This is a genomic window from Enterobacter sp. BWH52 (assembly GCF_001037565.1).
Lineage (GTDB): Bacteria > Pseudomonadota > Gammaproteobacteria > Enterobacterales > Enterobacteriaceae > Enterobacter > Enterobacter hormaechei_C.
This window is the reverse complement of the sequence record NZ_KQ089854.1, coordinates 2,108,204-2,130,130: the sequence shown is the minus strand read 5'-3', so window position 1 is coordinate 2,130,130 and position 21,927 is coordinate 2,108,204. Positions and strand designations below refer to the sequence as shown.

At 54.1% G+C, this 21,927-nt stretch carries 20 protein-coding genes; 9 read left to right on the top strand and 11 right to left on the bottom strand.

Annotated elements, in window-relative coordinates:
* Nucleotides 1-90 precede the first annotated feature (90 nt).
* The 3 genes from SK47_RS10020 to SK47_RS10010 form a co-directional block, all read right to left on the bottom strand.
* Nucleotides 91-1,746 carry a glucan biosynthesis protein D gene (locus SK47_RS10020; RefSeq protein ID WP_045334842.1) on the bottom strand — a complete coding sequence of 552 codons (1,656 nt, stop codon included), beginning with the start codon at nucleotides 1,744-1,746 and terminating at the stop codon, nucleotides 91-93.
* Between the two features lie 230 nt (nucleotides 1,747-1,976).
* Nucleotides 1,977-2,750 (bottom strand): ABC transporter substrate-binding protein, encoded by a 774-nt coding sequence (locus tag SK47_RS10015; RefSeq protein ID WP_048244050.1) that lies wholly within the window; start codon nucleotides 2,748-2,750, stop codon nucleotides 1,977-1,979.
* A gap of 10 nt (nucleotides 2,751-2,760) precedes the next feature.
* Nucleotides 2,761-3,930, bottom strand: a complete 1,170-nt coding sequence (locus tag SK47_RS10010; RefSeq protein ID WP_003857239.1) for a pyridoxal phosphate-dependent aminotransferase — start codon at nucleotides 3,928-3,930, stop codon at nucleotides 2,761-2,763.
* A 113-nt stretch (nucleotides 3,931-4,043) separates the two neighbouring features.
* On the opposite strand from SK47_RS10010, the gene SK47_RS10005 reads away from it, so the two are divergent.
* Nucleotides 4,044-4,886, top strand: coding sequence for a LysR family transcriptional regulator (locus tag SK47_RS10005; RefSeq protein ID WP_048244048.1), 843 nt, complete (start codon nucleotides 4,044-4,046; stop codon nucleotides 4,884-4,886).
* Here the strand turns inward: SK47_RS10005 and SK47_RS10000 are convergent.
* Nucleotides 4,873-6,378 (bottom strand): carboxylesterase/lipase family protein, encoded by a 1,506-nt coding sequence (locus tag SK47_RS10000; protein ID WP_048244046.1) that lies wholly within the window; start codon nucleotides 6,376-6,378, stop codon nucleotides 4,873-4,875. The two genes, SK47_RS10005 and SK47_RS10000, sit on opposite strands and share 14 nt — an antisense overlap.
* 42 nt (nucleotides 6,379-6,420) lie before the next feature.
* A complete protein-coding gene (locus SK47_RS09995; protein WP_003857245.1) occupies nucleotides 6,421-7,764 on the bottom strand; it encodes a 2-oxoadipate dioxygenase/decarboxylase HglS in 1,344 nt (447 codons plus the stop codon).
* Between the two features lie 227 nt (nucleotides 7,765-7,991).
* Between SK47_RS09995 and SK47_RS09990 the strand changes: the two genes are divergently transcribed.
* Nucleotides 7,992-8,915 carry a LysR substrate-binding domain-containing protein gene (locus tag SK47_RS09990; protein WP_003857247.1) on the top strand — a complete coding sequence of 308 codons (924 nt, stop codon included), beginning with the start codon at nucleotides 7,992-7,994 and terminating at the stop codon, nucleotides 8,913-8,915.
* Nucleotides 8,916-8,956: 41 nt separating this feature from the next.
* Here SK47_RS09990 and SK47_RS09985 read toward each other — a convergent pair whose 3' ends face one another.
* The 3 genes from SK47_RS09985 to SK47_RS09975 form a co-directional block, all read right to left on the bottom strand.
* Nucleotides 8,957-10,648 (bottom strand): methyl-accepting chemotaxis protein, encoded by a 1,692-nt coding sequence (locus tag SK47_RS09985; RefSeq protein ID WP_023314123.1) that lies wholly within the window; start codon nucleotides 10,646-10,648, stop codon nucleotides 8,957-8,959.
* A gap of 159 nt (nucleotides 10,649-10,807) precedes the next feature.
* Nucleotides 10,808-11,926, bottom strand: coding sequence for an S-(hydroxymethyl)glutathione dehydrogenase/class III alcohol dehydrogenase (locus SK47_RS09980; protein WP_003857251.1), 1,119 nt, complete (start codon nucleotides 11,924-11,926; stop codon nucleotides 10,808-10,810).
* 32 nt (nucleotides 11,927-11,958) lie between these two features.
* Nucleotides 11,959-12,234: a metal/formaldehyde-sensitive transcriptional repressor gene (locus SK47_RS09975; RefSeq protein WP_003857256.1), complete on the bottom strand. Its 276-nt coding sequence runs from the start codon at nucleotides 12,232-12,234 to the stop codon at nucleotides 11,959-11,961.
* Nucleotides 12,235-12,574: 340 nt separating this feature from the next.
* Between SK47_RS09975 and SK47_RS09970 the strand changes: the two genes are divergently transcribed.
* From SK47_RS09970 to SK47_RS09940, 6 genes are all read left to right on the top strand, one after another.
* Nucleotides 12,575-13,117, top strand: a complete 543-nt coding sequence (locus SK47_RS09970) for a hypothetical protein (RefSeq protein WP_126296783.1) — start codon at nucleotides 12,575-12,577, stop codon at nucleotides 13,115-13,117.
* Between the two features lie 487 nt (nucleotides 13,118-13,604).
* Nucleotides 13,605-14,210, top strand: coding sequence for a hypothetical protein (locus tag SK47_RS09960; protein ID WP_023314119.1), 606 nt, complete (start codon nucleotides 13,605-13,607; stop codon nucleotides 14,208-14,210).
* 184 nt (nucleotides 14,211-14,394) lie between these two features.
* Nucleotides 14,395-14,667 (top strand): ElaB/YgaM/YqjD family protein, encoded by a 273-nt coding sequence (locus SK47_RS09955; protein ID WP_003857263.1) that lies wholly within the window; start codon nucleotides 14,395-14,397, stop codon nucleotides 14,665-14,667.
* A 189-nt stretch (nucleotides 14,668-14,856) separates the two neighbouring features.
* The gene (ycgZ, locus tag SK47_RS09950; protein ID WP_003857265.1) at nucleotides 14,857-15,096 is read left to right on the top strand and encodes a regulatory protein YcgZ; all 240 of its coding nucleotides are present in this window, start codon (nucleotides 14,857-14,859) and stop codon (nucleotides 15,094-15,096) included.
* 118 nt (nucleotides 15,097-15,214) lie between these two features.
* Nucleotides 15,215-15,514 carry a hypothetical protein gene (locus SK47_RS09945; RefSeq protein WP_003857266.1) on the top strand — a complete coding sequence of 100 codons (300 nt, stop codon included), beginning with the start codon at nucleotides 15,215-15,217 and terminating at the stop codon, nucleotides 15,512-15,514.
* Between the two features lie 23 nt (nucleotides 15,515-15,537).
* The gene (locus SK47_RS09940) at nucleotides 15,538-15,816 is read left to right on the top strand and encodes a biofilm development regulator YmgB/AriR family protein (protein WP_044596271.1); all 279 of its coding nucleotides are present in this window, start codon (nucleotides 15,538-15,540) and stop codon (nucleotides 15,814-15,816) included.
* Nucleotides 15,817-15,899: 83 nt separating this feature from the next.
* Here SK47_RS09940 and SK47_RS09935 read toward each other — a convergent pair whose 3' ends face one another.
* The gene (locus SK47_RS09935; protein WP_032609154.1) at nucleotides 15,900-17,357 is read right to left on the bottom strand and encodes an EAL domain-containing protein; all 1,458 of its coding nucleotides are present in this window, start codon (nucleotides 17,355-17,357) and stop codon (nucleotides 15,900-15,902) included.
* 285 nt (nucleotides 17,358-17,642) lie between these two features.
* On the opposite strand from SK47_RS09935, the gene SK47_RS09930 reads away from it, so the two are divergent.
* The gene (locus SK47_RS09930) at nucleotides 17,643-18,527 is read left to right on the top strand and encodes a hypothetical protein (protein ID WP_048245062.1); all 885 of its coding nucleotides are present in this window, start codon (nucleotides 17,643-17,645) and stop codon (nucleotides 18,525-18,527) included.
* Between the two features lie 33 nt (nucleotides 18,528-18,560).
* On the opposite strand, the gene SK47_RS09925 is transcribed toward SK47_RS09930, so the two are convergent.
* Together SK47_RS09925 and SK47_RS09920 are read right to left on the bottom strand one after the other, a co-directional pair.
* On the bottom strand, nucleotides 18,561-19,736 hold the full coding sequence (locus tag SK47_RS09925; protein WP_022651165.1) for an HlyD family type I secretion periplasmic adaptor subunit: 1,176 nt from the start codon (nucleotides 19,734-19,736) through the stop codon (nucleotides 18,561-18,563).
* Nucleotides 19,733-21,898, bottom strand: a complete 2,166-nt coding sequence (locus SK47_RS09920) for a type I secretion system permease/ATPase (protein ID WP_048244044.1) — start codon at nucleotides 21,896-21,898, stop codon at nucleotides 19,733-19,735. The genes SK47_RS09925 and SK47_RS09920 overlap by 4 nt, the downstream gene beginning before the upstream one ends.
* Between the last annotated feature and the right edge of the window lie 29 nt (nucleotides 21,899-21,927).

The window sequence follows — 21,927 nt, the reverse complement described above, 5'->3', positions numbered from 1 at the left end:
CCGGGTGGCGCTAACGCTTACCCGGCCTACAAATGCGTCCAGAGCAGGCCGGGTAAGGCGAAGCCGCCACCCGGCACAAACCCATAAGGACTAGCGCATGATCCGGTCGTCAACGTAGTTACGTTTGTCCGGCGCGGGCGGGAAGTACTGGTACAGCCAGGTCTCGCTGATGGCATCGCCCTGACAGCGCAGGAACAGGCGCATATCCACCGGCTCGGTGGAGTCAGAGGTTGGATACCAGTCAAACAGAATGCGATACCCGTCGAACGGTTCGACATAGAGGATCTCCACCTGCTTCGCTTCACCGCTGGACAGGGTAATCACCGGCTCAATGCCCTTCGGTGCGGCGGCCTTCAGATCGCCCCCGACGAAGTCAATGGCAAAGCGACGGGCCCACACTTTCGGGTAATTTTCACCCGGCGCCCAGCCCTCCGGGAAGCCGCCCATACCGGTACGGGTAGCGTAGACGTTTGCCAGCGGGGAACGCACCGGCGGCTGCGCGCTCCAGTAGAGACGGTATTTGAAGTCCAGCTCATCACCCGCCTGCACCGGTTTCTCCGGCTGCCAGAAGCAGACCACGTTATCGAGCGTCTCGCCGGTTGTCGGGATCTCCATCAGGGCGATGGATCCTTTCCCCCAGTTGTTGCGCGGCTCGACCCACAGGCTTGGTCGCTTGTTATACCAGCCCATGACGTCCTGGTAATGGGAGAAGTCACGGTCAAGCTGTAACAAACCAAAGCCTTTCGGGTTTTTATCCAGGTAGGCGTTGAATTGCAGCTTTTGCGGGTTGTTCAGCGGTCGGCAGATCCACTCCCCGTTACCGCGCCACATCGCCAGGCGGTCTGAATCATGGATCTGCGGATGTATGGTGTCGCACATGCGGCGTTCGTTGTTGCCGCAGCTGAACATGCTGGTCATTGGTGCGATGCCGAGCTGCTTGATGTCTTTGCGCGCATAGAGATGGTTTTCGACGTCCATGATCACCTGACTCTTCTCACAGTGGATCACAAACTTATAGGCACCGGTAATGCTCGGGCTGTCCAGCAGCGCATAGACGGTAAAGGTGGTATCACCCGGCTTAACGGTTTCAAACCAGAAGGAGGTGAAATCCGGGAACTCTTCCGGGGTGTCGGTAAAGGTATCCACCGCCAGCCCGCGCGCGGAAAGGCCGTACTGGTAGGTATCATCCACTGCGCGGAAGTAGCTCGCGCCCAGGAACGAAACGATATCGCGTCGCGCCAGTTCCGGCGCTTTAAAGACGCGGAATCCGGCGAAGCCGAGGTCGCTCTGCCCTTCAAGCTGGCGGGTATCCACGCCCGTATCGCCGTAGCTGAACAGCTCAGGCCGGAAGTGGATCTCACGCGCCTGAGAGGTGGTTTGATCCAGCGAGAACATGCGCACGCGGCGGCGGAACCCCATCCCCATATGGAAGAACTGGGCGTCCAGCTGACGGCCTTCAATGTTATTCCACAGCGACTGCTTCTCATCGTAACGGATGGCGTTGTACGCCTGCGGCGTCATGGTGGCCAGCGTTTCCGGCAGCGGACGCGGCGCACCGCCCCACGCGGTTTTCGCCAGATCGTGCGCCATGGATTGCAGAACAGAGAAGTCAAAGCGACGGCTCTGACCGTCGGCAATGTCGGAGTCAGCAGCATACGCCGCCTGGGAAAACAGAGAAGCAAGGCCAGAAGTGCCGCTCAGGGCAGCCATTGCCAGGGAACCTTTGAGAAAACGTCTGCGATTCATGCCTGAGAAAACGTCCTTATGGTCGTGTGAATGAGTTTCGCGCGCAGCGAAATGACGGCAAGAAAGAACGCACAGCCTAAACAAAAACGGTTAAGAATCCAATTGTTGGCGGGTGATTATCTGAACAAACCGAGAAATATTTTCTGTCGACCAGAACGGCCTGAAAAAGGGGTAAAGTTATGTATAAAAATGTCCCGGCTGGACATCGACAGCCGGGACCAACGAGGCGGTTATTTTACGCTGACATCGATACCCGGGAAGTACTTATCAGCCAGTTTAGCAATCGTGCCGTCGGCACGTACTTTATCAATTGCGGCATCAAGCTGCTTTTTGGTGGCCTCATCCCCCTTACGCAGCCCAAAGCCGATCCCACTGCCGAGGATGGTGTCGTCCGACACCGGTTTGCCGATAAAGCCAAACCCTTTACCCTGCGGCTTACTGAGGAAACCTGCCTGCCCGGCCGCTGACATGACCAGCGAGGCATCGATGCGGCCATTCAGCAGATCTCCCCAGGCCATATTCTGATCTTTATAAGACACCACGGTGACACCGTGCTTTTCCCAGTGCTCTTTGGCGTAAGTTTCCTGAATTGAACCCTGGAGAACGCCGATGGTTTTGCCCTTCAGCCCTTCGGGGGTAGCCTCTACCGCAGAACCGGCTTTGCCCACCAGCTGGGAGGGAATGCGATAGATGGGCTGGGTGAAATCAATGCTTTTGCGACGCTGTTCGGTGATGTTCATCGCCGAGTTTATGGCGTCGAACTTTTTCGCCACCAGACCGGGGATCAGCGCATCAAACGAGGTTTCAACCCAGCTGCACTTCAGCTCGGCGGCTTTACAGATGGCATTTCCCAGCTCTACGTCAAACCCTTCCAGCTCCCCTGACGCATTGCGGCTTTCAAACGGCGGATATTCCGCTTCCAGCCCGTATCGCAACTCGGTAGCGGCAAACGACGAGAATGAACACAACAGTCCCATGCCGACAACTAACGCGCGTAATTTCATCTCAAATTCCTTAACGTGGTGTAACCCGACAAAGGGCCTGGGCACCTGCCCGTAACGTCGCCTCATCTTTCGCAAAAGAGAGACGGATTAACTTATTGTCCGTGCCATCGGCATAAAACGCCGACAGCGGAATGGTGGCAACCCCGTACTCGACAATCAGCCTTTTCACCATCTCGCTGTCGCGCTCGTCGCTAAAGCCGCTGTAATCCGCCAGCAGGAAGAACGAACCGGCACTTGGTAGCAGCCTGAACGGTGAGTCGGCGAGCAAACTTTGCAGCAGATCGCGCTTGCGCTGATAAAACGCCGCCAGCGACAGCCAGGTTTGCGGATCGGTCATGTGTTCGGCAAACGCGTACTGCATCGGCGTATCGGCCGAGAACATTAAAAATTGATGGACTTTACATATCTCATCCATCAGTTCCGCGGGTGCCACACAATAACCCACGCGCCAGCCGGTGACGTGATAGGTTTTTCCGAAAGAAGAAATAATCACGCTGCGCTCCGCCAGCTGCGGGTGCGTCGCCATTCCGTGGTGCGGTTCGCCATCAAAAACGACGTGCTCGTACACTTCGTCAGACAAAATGATGATGTCGGTGTGGCGCGTCAGCGCTGCCAGCTGGTGCAGATCGGCGGCTGAAAACACCTGTCCGCTCGGGTTGTGCGGCGTATTGACGATGATCATCCGCGTGCGTGGGGTTATAGCCGCCCGTACTTCATCCCAGTTCACGGCAAAATACGGTACCGTCAGTTTAATGGCAATCGGCGTCGCTCCTTGCAGACGGACAATCGGCGCATAGCTGTCAAAGGAGGGCTCGAAATAGATCACCTCGTCTCCAGGATGAACCAGCCCGCTGATGGCTGAGTAAAGCCCTTCGCTGGCGCTGGCGGTCACCAGCACCTCACTCGCCGGGTCATAGTGTGTGCCATAGAGCGTGGCAATTTTGTCCGCGATGCGCTCTCTGAGCGGTTGCAGACCGGTCATGGAGGCGTACTGGTTATACCCTGCCTCCATGGCGCGGGTCACGCCGGAGATAAGTTTTGGGTCGCAGGAAAAATTCGGCGCACCCTGAGAAAGGTTGATGGCGTTATGCCGGGCTGAAAGCTGGCCGATAACGGTAAAAATGGTGGTTCCCACATCGGGCAATTTGGATCGTGTCTGCACCGGCGTTTTCAAAGTCATCCTCTGTCCCTTCTCGTGGTGAATGCATAACTATTCAAACAACAACTTCATTGTCGGGACAATCGAATTGTTGTCATAATAGCCATGACAAAAATGCATAGCTAAGGTGAGATATGTCGCGTCGTTCATTTCCGCTTAATGCCGTAGAGACGTTTATCGTGACCGCGCGTCACCTGAATCTTACCCATGCCGCGAAGGAGCTTTGTCTGACGCAGGGGGCGGTAAGCCGTAAAATCGCCTCGCTGGAAAGCTGGTTCGGCTTCCCGCTGTTCGAGCGCCATGCGCGCGGCCTGCGTCTCTCCTCACAGGGAAGCGCCCTGCTGCCGGAGCTGCAATCTGCCTTTGAGCACCTGCTGAACGTTGCTGAACAGGCGCGAACGCACCAGACCGTAATTCGGCTGAAAGCGCCGACCTGCGCGATGCGCTGGCTGGTGCCGCGTCTGCTACAGGTGGAGCGCGAACAGCCGGAACTCCAGATTGCGCTGACCACCACCACCGATCATAACGTCAATTTCAAAACCGAATCCTGTGACGCGGCGATTGTGTTTGGGACGCACATGAGCGCCGGCGATCTGCTGTTCGAAGAGGCCTTAACCCCGGTGATGAGCCCGCTACGGGACGGCTCTGCGCTGGAAGCACTCACCTTCCTTCACCCCACGCGGGACAAAACGGACTGGACGCTGTGGCTGGCGAAACAGCCGGGTCCGCCGCCAGCTATGCTCAAAAATCAACACTTCGAAACCATGGATCTCGCCATTACCGCCGCCATTCAGGGACTGGGCATCGCCATCGCGGATGAAACGCTGGTGGAGGAGGACGTGCGCGCCGGACGGCTGATGCGCCCTTTTGACACGAGCATAAAAACGGGGGCGAGCTACCGGCTGGTATTACGCGACGCACCCGGCCCTGAAAACGGGCTGGATGCGTTTCGCGCCTGTCTGCTCAGTCGAGGCTGACGTGGTGTTTCATCACCCGTTTGAAGAGGCTCATACGGGCACGCATGAAGCGGTTTTCAAGCCGAAAACCTGCATGTTTATTCACACCAATACGTAACAGCACGTCCCGCCCTTTCCGGCAGGCGGGCCAGCGCGTGGGCCCTGCCAGGCTATCGCGTGCCCCCGCATCCCGGGCGAAGCTCACCCAGTAGTCCGCCACCTGAGCGGCAAAGGCCAGATCGCGTTCATTCACATACTGCCGCGAAGGTTCCACCTGTCCAAGGGTATCGAAGACGTAGGGCACTTCGTTGCCGTGCCAGGCGCCGTTGATGTACGTCGCGTGCTCCGCTTCGGCCACATAATCAAACCAGTATCGCCAGCACATGCCGCCCGCCCGCTGCTGGGCCTGCATTACCACGTATCCCATGGTGGTAAAGGCCATGTCGCGGCATACCTGCCTGCCAAGTTCCTCATCGCCCTTCACGCCAGGATAAAGCAGCTTAATTAGCCTCAGGCCAAAGCGCCGCTCACGGCGAAGCTTCTGGATCTGGCCGGCCAGATCGACCCCGAATACCGACATCACGCTGGCTTCGTCGCTGTTTGACCCAATCATCACCGGTACAGGATGCTGACGGGCCGCGAAAAAGACGTCGAGCATGGCCTCAGGCAAAACGCAATCCCCCACGATGGGCGCAGGGGCGATATTCAGCGGCGAGGTCAGCGGCCAGAACGCCTCAGGCGGGATCGCGCGAAGCTGTTCCGCGGTAGCATTGTGCAGGCCGAAATGGGCGGCAATCGCTTCGCCTTTATGCATGGCCTGCTCGCGCGGGGTGTCGGGCAGCGTGTACCCGCTTTGCACAATGGCTTTATGGAACAGTCCTCCCGCAAGCGGGGAAGCCATCAGCGACAGCACGCTGCGCGCACCGGCCGACTCGCCAAATACGGTGATGTTCTCAGGATCGCCGCCGAACGCGGCAATGTTATCGCGCACCCATTCCAGGGCCTGGATCTGATCGAGCAGTGCAAAGTTATGCACCACGCGCTCTTCCTCCCCCTCCAGCGCCGGATGGGCAAAAAAGCCGAGGTGGCCGAGACGGTAATTGATCGTCACCACCACCGTGCCACGCTTCGCCAGCGCCCTGCCGTTATACGGAGGCAGCCCGCCAGCGCCGAGGGTAAATCCTCCGCCGTGCAGCCAGACCATCACCGGAAGCGGAGCGGCGCGAGCCACTGGCGACCAGACGTTAAGATACAGGCAGTCTTCAGAGAACTGGCCGGGGTCGCCGCCGCCCAGCTCCTGGCAGCTTTCGCTGCTCTGCCAGCTGGAGGCGGAGAACGCCGTCGCCGGACGCACGCCATCCCAGCGTGCAGGGGGACGCGGGGAGCGCCAGCGCCACGGGCCAACAGGGGGTGCCGCATAGGGAATGCCACACCACACATGGGTATCGCCTTCAGTAAAACCAATCAGTGCGCCCTGGCGCGTTTCAACCACAGGGGCGGAGGGATTTTCCATACCAACCTTCTTTTTCCATCACACCCTCGCAGAGTAACGGTTTCAGAGCAAACCGCAACGCTGTTTGCTGCGCGCTTCCGCCTCCTCGTAAAGCGAAAACTCGTCGTACACCGCACAGCCGAGCGCGGCTTCGAAGGCATTGCGGCTGGCATTGCCGTGGCTGCGCGCCTGCGTTTCATTGCCAAGATTCGACTGGAAGATCCCCGCCGCGCTGACGGGCAGAAAATCCTCGTAGGTGATGGGCTGTGCCACAACCCAGCCGCGCTCGATCAGCGGCTGCGGATCGTCGCCGGGACGAAAAGCGTGGCGATGCGCCTCACCTGTCGGGGTCAGACGGTAGCGGAAATAAGCCAGCCCCTGACGGCGCAGGAACATTTCACTGTCCGGGAAGGCGCTGAAGATCTCGCGCAGGTGAAGCTGGTGGGTCAGGTTGTCTTTGCCGGTCCCGGCCTGGTTTAACAGGCTGTCGTACAGCTCGCGCCCTTTCGGCGTAAGCGCCACGCCGCGCTGCTCAATCTCACCGAAACGCGCGGTATGGGTGCCCTTGTGTTCCCCCGCGAACAGCACCGGCTCCTCCAGCGCCTTAAAGCTGGTCTGACGCAGGAGGATCGGCACCTCGCGGCGCGGCGGGCCTTCAATCAGGATTTTCGGCTCGATGCCGTACTTCGGCATTAGCTCCTGCACCCGGTCGATATCCAGCGTGCGCGGCGTGAGATGGTTGATGTGGCACCCCGGGAAACAGACCACGTCGGCAATCAGGCGATGTTCGTTGCTCAGCGCCAGATAGGTTTCCTGATCGACCGTCGCATGGCGATGCCAGCGGAAGGTTTCTAAGGCTTCCTGCACAAATTCGCGCGCCTGTGCCTCGGTAAAGTGTCCCTGCGCATCATGCAGGTCGATCAGTTCCAGACAGCGCGGCGTAAAGATGTTGCGCCGGGAGAGGATCTCCGCCGCCCTTTCGCGCAGCGCAACGTTTTCAATCAGCTCCAGGCGCAGCAGCGAGGTAAAAATGCGAAACGGATTACGGCAGAGCGCCGCATCGTCTGTCGGACGAAACGCCGTCGAGTGGACGGGCACGCCCGCCTGGGAGAGATCGTAGTAGCTGACCGGGTACATGCCCATAATGGCGAAGATCCGGCGCAGGGTGGAAAGCTCCTGCGCGGTGCCAACGCGGATCGCACCGTGACGTTCAACATTCAGGCGCGCCAGTTCGTCTGCGTTCGCCAGTTGTTCATGTAAAAGTGGGTTATTTTCCAGAACCGCCAGGTTAACGTCCGCCACCAGTTCCAGCAAGGTGCCGTACTGCGGAACTTCCTGCTGGTACATCGCCGACATAGCCTGCGAAAAGTGTTCCCGAATATCATCAGCCGTGATGGTGTTCGCCATGATGTCATGCCTCCAGTGAATACTACCTGGAGTGTAGAGAAGCCCGTTCCTTTCGTTGGGAAGAATTTACGAATTGTGATCCAGGCAGACGAGTGGTCAAAGCGTGGGCATTTTCGAAAAACGGTTGTAACTCAAACAGATCAAATGTTAAAAATATTTTGCTATCAGGTTATCAAATTCAAACATCTTAACTTGTCACCCGCGTCGCTCTGTTTTTAACATCGCCTATGGAAAAAAATGGTCTGTTCAGTCAGCGCATACGCTTGCGCCATTTGCATACTTTTGTGGCCGTCGCTCAACAGGGAACGCTGGGGCGAGCGGCTGAAACCCTTAACCTCAGTCAGCCTGCACTCTCCAAAACGCTGAACGAACTGGAACAGCTTACCGGAACCCGCCTGTTCGATCGCGGCCGTCTGGGGGCTCAGCTTACGCTCGTGGGCGAACAGTTCCTGACGCATGCCGTTAAAGTTCTCGATGCCCTCAATACCGCCGGTCAGGCGTTAAACCGTAAAGAGGAGCCGGCCAGCGACATCGTGCGCGTGGGCGCGCTGCCAACGGCGGCGCTGGGCATACTGCCTGCGGCGATCGGCCAGTTCCACCGTCAGCAAAAGCACGCCACGCTTCAGGTCGCGACCATGAATAACACCATGCTGCTGGCGGGCCTGAAGTCAGGCGAGCTGGATCTGGGCATTGGGCGGATGTCCGATCCGGAACTGATGAGCGGCCTGAACTACGAGCTGCTGTTCCTGGAATCGCTGAAGCTGGTCGTGCGTCCGAATCATCCCCTGTTGCAGGACACCGTGACCCTGAGCCGTGTGATGGAGTGGCCGGTGGTGGTCTCACCAAAAGGAACCGTTCCGCGTCAGAATGCGGAAGCGTTGCTGCAAATGCAGGGCTGCACGCTGCCTTCCGGGTGTATTGAAACGCTCTCGGCGTCGCTGTCGCGCCAGCTTACGGTGGATTATGACTACGTATGGTTTGTGCCGTCCGGCGCGGTGAAGGACGATCTGCGACGCGGCGTGCTTACGGCGCTGCCGGTAACATCGCCCGGCGCGGGAGAACCGATTGGGATCCTGACGCGGGTAGATGCCCCGCTCTCTGAAGGTGCCCAAACGCTGTTAAGCGCCATTCGTAAATCAATGCCTCTCTGACCATAAACGCAGAACCCGCCGCGAGGGCGGGTCTGTCTTACTCAGAACGTTTCCCAGTTATCACCTGAGACGACCGCCGCCGGGGTTAAAGGCGCGGGTTTCGCTGCGTTTGCAGCGGCTGGAGCCCGTCCTGCACGCGCCCCGTTGAGACGAAACGCGCCAACGGCTTCCGTCAGACGTGCGCCCTGCTCCTCCAGCGAAGCCGCTGCCGCAGAAGCTTCTTCCACCAGCGAGGCATTCTGCTGCGTCACCTTATCCATCTCGGAAATCGCCTGGCTCACCTGAACGATGCCGCGGCTCTGCTCATCGGACGCCGCTGCAATCTCCAGCATGATATCGGTGACGCGTTTAACCGCCTCGACGATTTCATTCATGGTATTGCCCGCTGCAACCACCTCCCCGGAACCCTGATCGATAAGCGACACCGATTCATTAATCAGGCTTTCAATCTCTTTCGCCGCGTTTGCGCTGCGGCTTGCCAGGGTGCGAACTTCACTCGCCACGACCGCAAAGCCGCGTCCCTGTTCACCCGCACGCGCCGCCTCGACCGCCGCGTTGAGCGCCAGAATATTGGTCTGGAACGCGATGCTGTTAATCACGGCGGTAATTTCAGAGATCTTCTTCGAGCTAGTGGAAATATTACCCATGGTTTTCACCACGCCGGAGACCATCTGCCCCCCGCGGCTGGCCTTCCCGGAGGCATCTTCTGCCAGTTTACTTGCATGATGCGCGTTATCGGCGTTCTGTTTCACCGTCGCGGTGAGCTGCTCCATGCTGGCCGCCGTCTGTTCAATCGCCGCCGCCTGCTGCTCAGTACGGGAAGAGAGATCGGTGTTACCCGCGGAGATCTCGCTGGTTCCCCGGTAGATCTCCTCCGCCCCTTGCCGCACGGTGCCTACGGTGGTCACCAGCGCGTGCTGCATCGTTTGCAGATCGCGCGTAAGGCGGCCAATTTCACTGCGCCCGGTCGGTTCGTCCGGCATGGTCAAATCGCCTTTCGCGATATTTTCGATACGCGTAGCGGCTCGCTGGAGCGGGTTTATCACCGTACGGCGCAGCACCACAAAAGTGATCACCGCCAGCGCCAGCGCCAGGCCAAACGCGCCGAACATAAACATCAGCCCTAGCCGGGTGCGGGTGTGAGCCTGCGCCGTCAGCGCGTTGGCGCGTTCGGTGCGGATTTTTATCGCCTTCAGCAGCACCGCGTTATAGGCATCGTCCAGCGGACGCGCGGTCTCATTTTCGTGGTTAATAATGGCTTCAAACATGCCGTTTTTGGCATATTTCAGCATCGGCTGCATACCGGCGATGTAGGCGTCATAGCGGGCTTTCAGATCGCCGTCCAGCGCTTCATCAGCCGGTGTGCGAATAGTGCGCTTCATATAGGCGGCAAATCCATCCTGCGACTGCCTGATGCGGGTCTCAGCCTCAGCGATGTTTTGTTTCATCGCCTCCATCTCCGCGATACGGCTCGCCGCCCCCGCGTGGATCATGTTGATACGGGCGGTGCGTAAATGGTTGGAACTGTTTGACAGCCCGGTGCGCACCTGGATTTCTGCCGTAACATCCTGCTGATCGTTATCGGCCTGGAGCAGGAAATAGCCTGCCAGACCCGAGCTCAATGCAAACAGGAGAATAATGCCACCGAGAATGGAGGAAAACAGCGGAACCAGCCGGATGTGGTGCAAGAAACTCAGCTTATGCTGCGCCTGCATCGATGTTGTGTTGTCCATGACCGTCGACTCTCTTATAGGTAAGATGCGTAAAAACACGCCTGTAAAAGAGTCATCGGCACGGCGTAGAATTAGATTACGGTTAAAAGCGCCAGACAGGTCACACTTTAGAAAAGATCAGGGAAGAAATGCCAGCGGAAAAAACCGCTGGCAGAATAATCAGTTGTCGCCGAAATGGATAACGGTACGAATAGATTTTCCTTCGTGCATCAGATCGAAGGCTTCGTTGATCTGCTCCAGCGGCAGGCGGTGCGTAATGAACGGGTCGAGCTGAATTTTACCGACCATCGCATCTTCAACCATGCCCGGCAGCTGGGTACGGCCTTTCACGCCGCCAAATGCCGACCCGCGCCATACGCGCCCTGTCACCAGCTGGAAGGGACGGGTTTTGATCTCCTGACCCGCGCCGGCCACACCGATAATGATGCTCTCGCCCCAGCCTTTGTGGCAGCACTCAAGCGCTGAGCGCATCACATCGACGTTGCCGATACATTCGAAGCTGAAGTCCACGCCGCCGTCGGTCAGCTCAACGATCACCTCCTGAACCGGTTTGTCGTAGTCTTTCGGGTTGATGAAATCGGTCGCGCCCATCTCACCTGCGAGCTTAAATTTTTCCGGGTTGGTATCCACAGCAATGATGCGGCCAGCTTTCGCCTGTACCGCGCCCTGGATGACTGCCAGACCGATCCCGCCGAGGCCGAACACCGCCACGGTGTCACCCTCTTTCACTTTCGCCGTGTTATGCACCGCGCCGATACCGGTGGTGACACCGCAGCCGAGCAGACAGACTTTATCCAGCGGGGCCTGCGGATTCACTTTCGCCAGTGAGATCTCGGCGCACACCGTGTATTCGCTAAAGGTGCTGGTCCCCATGTAGTGATAAATGGGCTCGCCGTTATAGGAGAAACGGGTGGTGCCGTCCGGCATAAGACCTTTACCCTGCGTGGCGCGCACGGCCTGGCAGAGGTTAGTTTTGCCGGATTTGCAGAACTTACACTCACCGCACTCTGCGGTGTAGAGCGGGATCACATGGTCGCCGGGCTTCAGGCTGGTGACGCCTTCACCCACTTCCACCACCACACCGCCCCCTTCGTGGCCGAGCACCGCCGGGAATACGCCTTCCGGATCGTCACCGGACAGGGTAAACGCATCGGTATGGCAAACGCCGGTGTGGGTAATTTTGATCAGCACTTCGCCTTTCTTCGGCGGAGCAACATCAATTTCAACGATTTTCAGCGGCTGGCCTGGGCCGAACGCGACAGCTGCGCGAGATTTCATGATGTCTTTCCCTTGTTGTGAGGTGTGTGGATTTATTTTAGATAAGAGCGCAGTAAATGGCCGACTTCCGCCATCCGCACAGCCCGCTGATCCGGGGTGGTCTCCCCCGTCACCAGCTCATCTTTGAGGTGAATTTCAACCATTTCCCCCATCAGGCCATTGGCAGCGCCGCGCACGGCGGCGATTTGCTGCAAAATGGCGAGACAGGGATCGCCCGATTCCAGGGCGCGTTCAAGGGCATCAACCTGGCCCCGAATGCGGCGGACGCGGGTCAGAATACGTTTTTTATCTTCGGGTGAATGCGGCATACGCCCTCCTGATACTATAGGGGGGTATTGTATCCTTCATGGGAAGTTAATGTAAACATTAAGTTTTATGAGGGTATCAGGTATCATGTAATTTATAGTGTGTTTCTTTTCTTAACTCGAACATCTGAACTAAGCTATGACACATTCTGTAAAAACATAGTTGTAATAAATACCGTCGTATCCGCATTTTTGAAGGTTTCTGCATTCACGCAAATTCCCGTCCCCACCAAAGACTGTAGGTTTCTTAAGAATACAATGAGGAATAGACTAATAGGCGATAGTTAACATTTTTAAATGTCAAATGCTTTTTATGAATGAAAACTTTTATTAAGGGCTTTTAATGAGCATTTTCTTAAGACGAAGTATAAATGCATTATGCAAAGATAGTTTATTTTTCTTTCTTCTTAGTCTGGTTGTATTGATACCTTTCAATTTCCTTAGTGATAAATATACTCAGGAGATAGAAACTATCATTGAAGAACATATGGCCCCTCATTCTCTTGCAGCAATGCTTGTAATAGCAACGTCTATTACGTCTCTGACACTTCGATTTGTCGGCAGCATAAATGTCAAGAAAAAATATAATAAACTCATATATACACTCATTATTTTCCCTGTTATCAAAGTAGGGAAAGCATATGCTTCTACGATGGTCGGCATGATGACAGGGTTAACCTTAATATTATCCTTCTCTGAAGGTATATCAAAAACAATAATGCCTTTATTTTTCATTGTTTGTATTTCTATGTACTGGTTTCTTTTTGAAGCGATATTGTATGTTAGTAAAAATGGCCTGCCATCAAACGTCAGTAAAAAAACAACAAATATTTTATTGCTAATAATAGTAATTATAATACCCGCAGTGTATTTCTACATTGTATGAAGTAGCTATCAATGAATTCAAAACCAGATGGCCATACCTAAAAATTGCGGCCAGTTTTAAACTCAAGTTAAGATCCGTATTGAGCAGGCAAAGGAGATCACTATAGCCTGTCTGTACAACTGCGGCCGCGGTGTTATTGGCCTTGCGGCATTTAGCACTTATACACGTGCTGGTAACCAGCTGCTGACTTAGCCACTCTTTCTTCGCCTGCCAGCTCGGGTGTGGAGAAGCGGAAATGCTGTATCTGGTATATTCGACCTGCTTCAACGAGTTCTATGTTGAGCAGCTACAGCTGTTTAACGAGCGGTTGGGGTTTACCCTTAACGTCTCTCTCAGAGATGGTGCAACCATATTTAGGGTTTACCCCCACCTCGACCAACCCTATTTAGCTCAAAATGTTAAAAATCCGCACTTATATGGCACATTGTGAACAGAAATAACATTCTCGTCACCTAACATACCCGCTACAAACAAAATGGTGGTGTTAATGATTGTACTAAAGAGCTTTTTATTCTTCGTTGGCGCGGCGGCCGCTTGCGCACTTATTGTACTGTGTCTTTGGGTTGATATGCGGTTTGTCGGCCATGATATTCCGGAATTATCACTGACCGAAATTATGCAGGAAACGGTATTAGCGAGTATTGTCTTTCTCCATTTTCGTCTGGCGAAAATGTACGAATCCATGCGTTACTGTAATATTCTGGTGGGCGGATTTTTCCTGACAATGTTAATTCGTGAGCTGGACGCGCTTTTTGATCTCATTTCTCATGGGAGTTGGGTGTGGTTCGCGCTGATTACCGCTGTGCTGGCGTTAATTCGCCCCGTTATGCATTTTCGTGCTACCCTGGAACAGCTGGCAAAATATACCCAATCCCCCTGGTACGGTATTCTGTTGAGCGGCCTGCTGGCTGTACTGGTCTTCTCCCGCCTCTTTGGAATGCAGGTGCTGTGGCACGCCATCCTGGAGCATGGCTATATGCGTGTCGTGAAAAACGCCGTGGAGGAAGGTTCGGAATCGTTCGGTTATATGCTGTGCCTGGCCGCATCCCTTGGTTATTACGTTACCTTTCCCGCTCGCGCACGACAAAAATAATCTCTTCGCACTGCGTAGAGAGACGGCGAGGGAAATAGTGATCAACAACATCCTAAGGACGTTAGTGTTGTCATGTAAGAAAGACATATCCTAAAAAGGGGCAATCAGGCGTCGATTTCAGCGAATTCTCGCTCACGCCTGAAATCAGCGTCTATCCTTAGACTATCAACAAAAGGAGGCTGGAATGTCTGATTTCGACACTGATAAAAATGCACAATACGCTGGCGATAAAGCCAAAAACAAACTTGATGAATTATCCGGCTCTGCGCAGCAGCAGTTTGGTGAATTCGTTGACTCCCCTAAACACCAGGTGAAAGGTGCAGCGAAAAAATATGCTGCCCAGGCCAGTGATGCCGTCTCGGATGTTACTGAAGCCGTCAGAAATAACCCGTTAACGGGCTTAATCGCTGCGGGTGCGGTAGGTATCGTTCTGGGACTTCTGCTGGGACGTAAATAATTTCAGGCCCTCCGGGGCCTTTTCTTTTCCCCCTCTTTCCTTCTCTTCCCCCCCCTAATTTTGATAGTTCTCCTGATAAAAGCTCAATCCATACGAAAAAGTTGTACAATTTTGATGTACAGATTTGACCATATAGTATAAATTCGATGCCAGTGATGTTACAAAATTGTTTGTTAACGGTGGAAAATTATGCGTCGCAACCATGCTCCCTCTACAGCAGAAAGCGCTATAACCTTGTATTTTAACAAGGATAACGTCCCAACACAGCAGGAAACCCTTGGTGCCATCGTCAGTGAGATCATCAAAGAAAATGTACAACTGAGCAGAATGACAATTTGTACAAAGCTGTTGCGCAGAATTGAAGAATCCACGTCTGACGTTGAGAAAGCGCACTACAACGGTTTGATAGCCCTCTTCTTCGAGCGTTAACCTGAACACTGTTTTTTAACTTACTAAGTTAGTCATGCTGAGTGAGAATAGAGCTTCTGAATGCGATGACTAACCCCATGCTACAGCCTGCCGCGTGTAGCAGAGTGAGATTGAAGGTATGCATAGAACTAAATTTGAACGACTTAAGGATGACCTTATCGGTGAGGCCGTATTATCCATACTGAAAGAGAACGGACCTATTACCTTTGTGTCTCTTGCTAATCGCCTGCGGGCGATGGCTAACGTTGAATCAAATGATGAACGTAAAAATGCATTGATTGCCGCTGAAGATGAAGTGCGCCAGCGTGTAACCGGCGTCTCGCACGACCGGGGAAGAGTGATGGGCAATTATGACATGGGTCGCATGCGATCTCTCTTTACTCACAACACGCTTTTGACCCCAGACAAGAAACACTAATTTTAACCGAAACGGTGACCACCATGAGTAAAGCGATTATGCAGCAGACGTATAATTTTGAAGCCTTGCACGATAAAGGACTGGCGGAACATTTTCTTAATGCAGGAAAACATCTCAGTGGTGAGGTTGAAGTGTTGGGCTCGGCAATACGCTGTATTATGCTGACCGGTGACAATCTCTCTAATAAAGAGATTATCCTGCAACTGATTCACGCCCTCGAAATTACCGAGGAGCCCGAAGCCTGCGATGTCATTCGAAATACGCTTGAAATTGTTGTCGGTTTTACGCGCGATGATATCTGATAACAGATTATTGCGCTGGTGAGTGACTGTTTTTGCTGGTGGTAGAAAAGTTTCTCTGTCGTACCGCCAGCATAGTGAACCCATTAACTAAATAGCCGTACCATTCGATCAAGCTCTTCTTCTTTAACCGCCCGGGAAAGATAATATCCCTGAAAGCGTTTAACACCTAACGCGACAAGTTTTTCAAATTTTTCTTCGCTATCGACGCCTTCCGCAACGCATTCCCTTCCCGTCATGTCGCTGTATATCTGTATCGCTTTAATAATGCTATAGTCATTGTCGTTAGCAACAAAGTGCTCAACTATATCGCGGTCAAGCTTCAATCCATCAACATTAATCTGTCGGATGGGTAACATAGCGTAATCTCTGGAAAAGCAATCATCCAGAAACAGCCGACACCCCTCGGCGCGTAAACGCTGAAGAGTGACAGGAATATTTGGATCCTTTGTCACATCAATCGCTTCAGCTAATTCAAAGACAAGTTTCCCGGCCCACTGCGGCTTCAGTAACATCTCAACGGCTTTTTTCGCCATTCCCGGCAGCGCGTTCCCGGTAGCCAGTGGAGGCGGAATATTAACCGAAAAATAATATTTCCCATTGTATCTGTTGATACCTGACACGGCCGCGTGGATGACTAACGCCGTCAGCTTGAGCCATATTTCGCCATTTTTCACCCCACCCAGAAATTGGGCAGCCTTCAGAACCTGACCGTTTTTATGCCAGCGCAGCAGAATTTCAAAGCCTACTCCTTTTTTATCGCCATCGGTAATAATTTGATAAGCCGCAAAGATTTCCCGCTTATGTAACGCCTGCAAAATATCAATTTCCGCATCCGAAAACCCCTGCGGATTATTTTTTACTGCACAGACTTCATCTCTGAACACACGTGCATCGCTAAACCACACCCTGATAAGATATAATTTATCCAACCCCACTTTTCTATGGGTATAAATGGTTTTATCTGACAACCCTAACCTCGCAGACTGCTCTTTTATCGAAATACCCCGATAAAAATTCAGCAATACGGTTAATTCGCGCTTTGTTAAACCATTCAGACTTTCTTTACCTTCTTTCTCGGGTCCATCACGCAATATGCGTGACGAATCGGTATGCACGTCATAAATGTTGTCTGCACAGTCCATTACGTCTGAAATATTCGCTATCCTGATCATCGATAACGATTTGGTATTATTAACGAGACTACACAACGTGGCATAAAGCCATCTCTCTGGTATTGCGCCATAAAGCGTCACGCTACAAATAACCGGCAGCGCATTCAGCACCGATACCAACTGCTTCAGGCTTTCAAGAAAGGCAGCGACGTCGCGACCAAGAAAAACAGCAACTTCAGGTGGTTGATTTTGCATCATTTTATGAACATCACCTGAGCAAACTTCATCCTCTTCAAAATGGAGCCGCGTGGCGTTTACGCCACGTGACTTCAGAAGCAGGCTATACCCCTCGAAGGTGAAACCGCAGGCTGAAATAACAAACCGTTGCTTGTAGCACGTACCTTGTATAAAAGGTAAATTTTGAGACATAACCTGCTCCTGAGAATGCAAATAGTATTCCCATCTGTAATTAAAGCCAATACTCTTTGTCGCATTGAATAATTTTACCGCACCCTGTTTGGTTAATAAACCGTTATCAATGTTATGCACAGGAACATTTTTGCGTTAATCAACCGACTCATCCATATGCAGCATAAATATTACTTTCTTTTCATATAACGACAGTAAATATGCATTTCTCGAGGTATAATGAAAATTCCGAAAAAGAAGACCGGACACTTCATCTTATCGGCCCAGACAAAAAGAGAAAATGCTATGGATAATCACATCTCATCCAGGGCTTTGCTACATCGAAGGGATGTCATTAAAAACAACCCGCGATTTGGTGAAGCTATAACAGAACACTACAGAATTAATGATGCCATTTATAAAAAACAACCCTTGTTCTACAAAACGATGCTTCAGGAATCACGCTTCAACATAATACTGTCCATGTGTTGTTTTGTTTTTGGCAATCAGGCTGAGTCAGTTTCAGAGATTAAGGCGCTATGCACCCGTTATAATATCGCCAGCCCTAACAGTGTTATCGCGATCATTACCATACTTAAAACTACCGGGCGAATTAAGACCTGGCGCTGTAGTGAAGATCGCCGAAAAACAAAAATTGCGCCGACGGAAAAAGGACTCGATGAGCTTAAACGCTATATGTCCGGGGCGTTTACGCCTGTCAGCATTCTTTATCCGGCATTCGACATTAATGTTAACCTTCTGGACAATGACATTCTGAGGCACAACTTTTTCCGGCGCGCCGCAGAGTACCTTTTCCGCGGATTAACATTCAGGAAAGTGCTTCCGGAGGTGGGTTTATTTATTGATAAGGATGGTGGACGAATGATTATGCTCTATCTCTATTTGCAGGCCATTAAAAACAAAACAGCACACGGTGCCATAATAGCGTATTCAGCCAGCACGCTGGCAAAAGAATTTTTCGTCTCGCGTATTCACGTCAACCGCATTATCAAATCGGCGCAGGAGGCAGGTTATCTTAAAGATCGCGGCGATGGCCGGATGTCAATTTATCCGGCCTTTATCGAGCTTGTCGAAAATTATGCCGGATTATATTTTGCGTATGTCACACATTACATCAATGTGGTACCAAAAGAACGACGCCATGCTGTCAACATGACGCCTACACTCTGATCTGACGGGCGTTCGGTTTGCTGAACGCCTTTTTTACCGCTCGCGCAGCGCCTCTTTTGCCTTATTCAACGGTTTCAGCAGATAATCAATGACGGATTTACTGCCGGTTTTGATATCAACTGTGGCTATCATGCCCGGGAACACCGGGAACGCCTTGCCCTGCCTGTTGGTCAGATGGTTACTGTCTGTACGAATATAAACGCGATAATAATAAACATCCCGTTTCACCTCGTCCTGAAGGGTATCCGGGGAAATCATCGTCACCTCCCCTTCCAGCCCGCCGTAGATCGAGTAATCATAGGCGGTGATTTTCACCAGCGCTTTTTGCCCGGGATGGATAAACGCGACATCGCGCGGCGAGATTTTCGCTTCTATCACCATCTGGTCATCAAGCGGTACCAGGCTCATCAGTTTGCCGTTCGGCGGGATCACCCCGCCCACCGTCGTCACGTCAATATCCTTCACGATGCCACGCACCGGCGCATTAAACGTTAAGCGGGTGAGTGAATCTTCGCGTCCTTTCATGACCGAACGCTGCGCCTCTATTTCTGCGTTCGCTTTCGCCAGTTCTTCGCGGGCGCGAACGTAGTACTGGTTTTTCATCTCGGTGATTTTGCTCTCCAGCTCATTTTTTTGGCGTTCAAGGCGTAAGACTTCGACCTTACTGGCCGCCCCCTGCGTCACCAGCGGGCGCGTTAATGCCAGTTCACGCTGCACGAGATCCGCTCCCTGGCGTAAACCCGCCAGCCCTTTTTCAAGGCTTTCGCGACGTGACTGATAAAGCGCCGTTTCCTGTTTGACCAGCTCAACGTCGTCATCCAGCTCTGCCGGGAATGTCAGCCCAGTGTCGTTCACCTCAGCATTCAGACGCGCGGCCGTCGCCATTGCAGCGTTTAATCGAGACTCGCTCTCCAGCACGCTGGACTCGGTTTTCGTCCGGTCCAGTTGGGCAAGCTGTTGACCACGCTCGACGATGTCGCCTTCGCGCACCATCAGACTGTGAATAATCCCCCCTTCCAGGGACTGGATCACCTGCTCGTGGGAGGACGGGATCACCTTGCCACTGCCCGTCGTGACCTCATCCAGCTGGAACAGGCTGGCCCAGGTAATAAACACCACCAGCAGGGCAAACAGCGACCATGCCACCAGCGACGAACGCGGCAGGCGGGGCTCCTTCAGTCGGCTATTAAAGCGGGAGAAATCATTCATGCCACGCCCTCCGTTTTCAGTTTAACCGTACGCTGCGGCGCCTGCTGCGGGGCCATTCCGTGCTGGCGTAAAATGGCATCACGAGGGCCATCCATCACCACTTTGCCGTTTTCCAGGACGATGATGCGGTCAACCAGGTCCAGAATCGGCAGGCGATGCGTCGCCACCACCAGCGTCCGGCGCTTACCGAGCCACTGGTGCAGATGCTGGATAAACTGCTTCTCGCTGACCTCATCCAGCCAGGCGGTGGGTTCATCCAGTAGCAGAATATTCGGCGAGGTGATCAGCGCGCGCGCCAGCAGCAGCGCCTGACGTTGCCCGCCGGAAAGCCCCGTTCCGCCCTCGTTGATGATGGTGTTTAGCCCCATTTTCTGCTTGCGCACAAACTCCAGCGCGCCGCTGTTGACCAGCGCCTGATGGATTTCCTCGTCTGTCGCCAGCGGATTACCCATCAGGATGTTGTCGCGTACGGAGCCGAAGAACAGCCGCGCCTGCTGGCTGAGCAACTGCATATCGCGGCGCACGTCGGCCGGGTCAAGATGATTGAGAGCAATATCGTCCAGCAAAATGCTGCCCTGCTGCGGCTCCTGCATTCCCGCGAGGAGGTGCAGCAAGGTGCTTTTCCCCGAACCATTCCGCCCGAGCACCGCCACGCGCTCCCCGGCGCGAATGCGTAGTTTGCTGATATTCAGCACGGTGAGCTTCTCTTCTTCGTCGTAATAAAACCCCACGTCGTCCAGCAGATAATCACCGCGCAGGTGGGCTTTATGCACCTTCTTTCCGTGCTGGGGATCGTCAATCGGGCGCTGCATCAGGTCATCCAGTCCCTTGCGGGCCACCTTTGCTGACTGCCAGCGGGAAAGCACGCCAGAAATTTGCGACAGCGGCGCAATGGTCCGGGACGCCAGAATCGAGGTGCCCACCAGCGCACCGGTGGTCATGTCGCCGCTGATGACCAGATAGCAGCCCACCAGCAGCACCACCGCGTAAACAATGGACTGCACCTCCTGCGTCCAGGTGAGCAGCAGGCCCGTCAACCAGCGCTGCTTCATGCCGACGCTGGCGGCGACGTCGTTGGTGTTATTCCACTGGTTCTGGAAACGCTGCTCGGCGCGCATCAGCTTGATGTCTTCAATGCCCTGCACCGCTTCCACCAGCGTGGCGTTACGAATGGCGGATTCACGCATCCCTTCGCTGGAGAGTTTCCCCAGCGGGCGCTGCACCAGCAGGCCCGGAATAAGCAAAAGCGGCACGGCGAGCAGGACCACCAGCACCAGCGGACCGCCAATCATCCACAGAATGAAGACGAACAGCAGGAAGAACGGCAGATCGGAGAGGGCCGCAATGGTCGTCGAGGTGATCAGCTCGCGCACCGACTCCAGCTCGCGGATCTGCGCGATAAACGATCCGGTTGATTTCGAGCGTGCGCCGTTTTTAATCCGCAGCGCGTGGGCAAAGACGCGTTCAGAGATGCGCAGATCGGCACGCTTCCCCACCACGTCGGAAATGTGCACGCGCAGCATGCGCATGATGAATTCGAACACGATGGCAATCATCACGCCGCCGAACAGCACCCACAGCGTGGCTTCTGACTGCGACGGTACCACCCTGTCGTAGACCTGCATGGAGAAGACCATGCCGGAAAGCGCCAGCACGTTGGCGACCAGCGCCACCAGCATAATGTCGCCGTAGCGTCGCCAGTCCTTCAGCGCCAGTTGCCAGAACCAGTTTTTTTCATACGGTTTGATGTAGTCATCCACGCGGGCATCCGGCGTGGACTCCAGGGGACGCAGCACCATCAGCCCCTTTAACCGCGAACCGAGCTCGTCCCGCGTCAGCGTTGTCTCCAGGCCGCCGTCGCCGCTAAACTGCACGCTGACGTTCCCATCGTTGTCCATACGGTTGATGACCGCAATTTGCCCGCCGGTAAACTCCGCCAGCAGCGGTAAACGCCAGGGATCGAGCGATAGGGCTTCCGCCGCCACCCACCGCATCCCCAGCCCAAGCTGGCGCGCCATCTCCTCCAGCACCAACTGGCGTGGCGACTGGCTTTCATGGTTAATCGTGACCCGAACATGCTCCGCCGAAAAATCCAGCCGATAATATTTCGCGATGATGAGCATGCCCTGCAACCAGGGTTCGTACTGTGGATGTGTCTTCATAATGCTACGTCCTGTTCAGGGCGATGATT

Excerpts from the sequence above, each read along its gene's own strand:
- SK47_RS10020 (WP_045334842.1), bottom strand. The coding sequence starts at position 1,746 with ATGAATCGCAGACGTTTTCTCAAAGGTTCCCTGGCAATGGCTGCCCTG.
- SK47_RS10015 (WP_048244050.1), bottom strand. The coding sequence starts at position 2,750 with ATGAAATTACGCGCGTTAGTTGTCGGCATGGGACTGTTGTGTTCATTC.
- SK47_RS10010 (WP_003857239.1), bottom strand. The coding sequence starts at position 3,930 with ATGACTTTGAAAACGCCGGTGCAGACACGATCCAAATTGCCCGATGTG.
- SK47_RS10005 (WP_048244048.1), top strand. The coding sequence starts at position 4,044 with ATGTCGCGTCGTTCATTTCCGCTTAATGCCGTAGAGACGTTTATCGTG.
- SK47_RS10000 (WP_048244046.1), bottom strand. The coding sequence starts at position 6,378 with ATGGAAAATCCCTCCGCCCCTGTGGTTGAAACGCGCCAGGGCGCACTG.
- SK47_RS09995 (WP_003857245.1), bottom strand. The coding sequence starts at position 7,764 with ATGGCGAACACCATCACGGCTGATGATATTCGGGAACACTTTTCGCAG.
- SK47_RS09990 (WP_003857247.1), top strand. The coding sequence starts at position 7,992 with ATGGAAAAAAATGGTCTGTTCAGTCAGCGCATACGCTTGCGCCATTTG.
- SK47_RS09985 (WP_023314123.1), bottom strand. The coding sequence starts at position 10,648 with ATGGACAACACAACATCGATGCAGGCGCAGCATAAGCTGAGTTTCTTG.
- SK47_RS09980 (WP_003857251.1), bottom strand. The coding sequence starts at position 11,926 with ATGAAATCTCGCGCAGCTGTCGCGTTCGGCCCAGGCCAGCCGCTGAAA.
- SK47_RS09975 (WP_003857256.1), bottom strand. The coding sequence starts at position 12,234 with ATGCCGCATTCACCCGAAGATAAAAAACGTATTCTGACCCGCGTCCGC.
- SK47_RS09970 (WP_126296783.1), top strand. The coding sequence starts at position 12,575 with ATGAGCATTTTCTTAAGACGAAGTATAAATGCATTATGCAAAGATAGT.
- SK47_RS09960 (WP_023314119.1), top strand. The coding sequence starts at position 13,605 with ATGATTGTACTAAAGAGCTTTTTATTCTTCGTTGGCGCGGCGGCCGCT.
- SK47_RS09955 (WP_003857263.1), top strand. The coding sequence starts at position 14,395 with ATGTCTGATTTCGACACTGATAAAAATGCACAATACGCTGGCGATAAA.
- ycgZ (WP_003857265.1), top strand. The coding sequence starts at position 14,857 with ATGCGTCGCAACCATGCTCCCTCTACAGCAGAAAGCGCTATAACCTTG.
- SK47_RS09945 (WP_003857266.1), top strand. The coding sequence starts at position 15,215 with ATGCATAGAACTAAATTTGAACGACTTAAGGATGACCTTATCGGTGAG.
- SK47_RS09940 (WP_044596271.1), top strand. The coding sequence starts at position 15,538 with ATGAGTAAAGCGATTATGCAGCAGACGTATAATTTTGAAGCCTTGCAC.
- SK47_RS09935 (WP_032609154.1), bottom strand. The coding sequence starts at position 17,357 with ATGTCTCAAAATTTACCTTTTATACAAGGTACGTGCTACAAGCAACGG.
- SK47_RS09930 (WP_048245062.1), top strand. The coding sequence starts at position 17,643 with ATGGATAATCACATCTCATCCAGGGCTTTGCTACATCGAAGGGATGTC.
- SK47_RS09925 (WP_022651165.1), bottom strand. The coding sequence starts at position 19,736 with ATGAATGATTTCTCCCGCTTTAATAGCCGACTGAAGGAGCCCCGCCTG.
- SK47_RS09920 (WP_048244044.1), bottom strand. The coding sequence starts at position 21,898 with ATGAAGACACATCCACAGTACGAACCCTGGTTGCAGGGCATGCTCATC.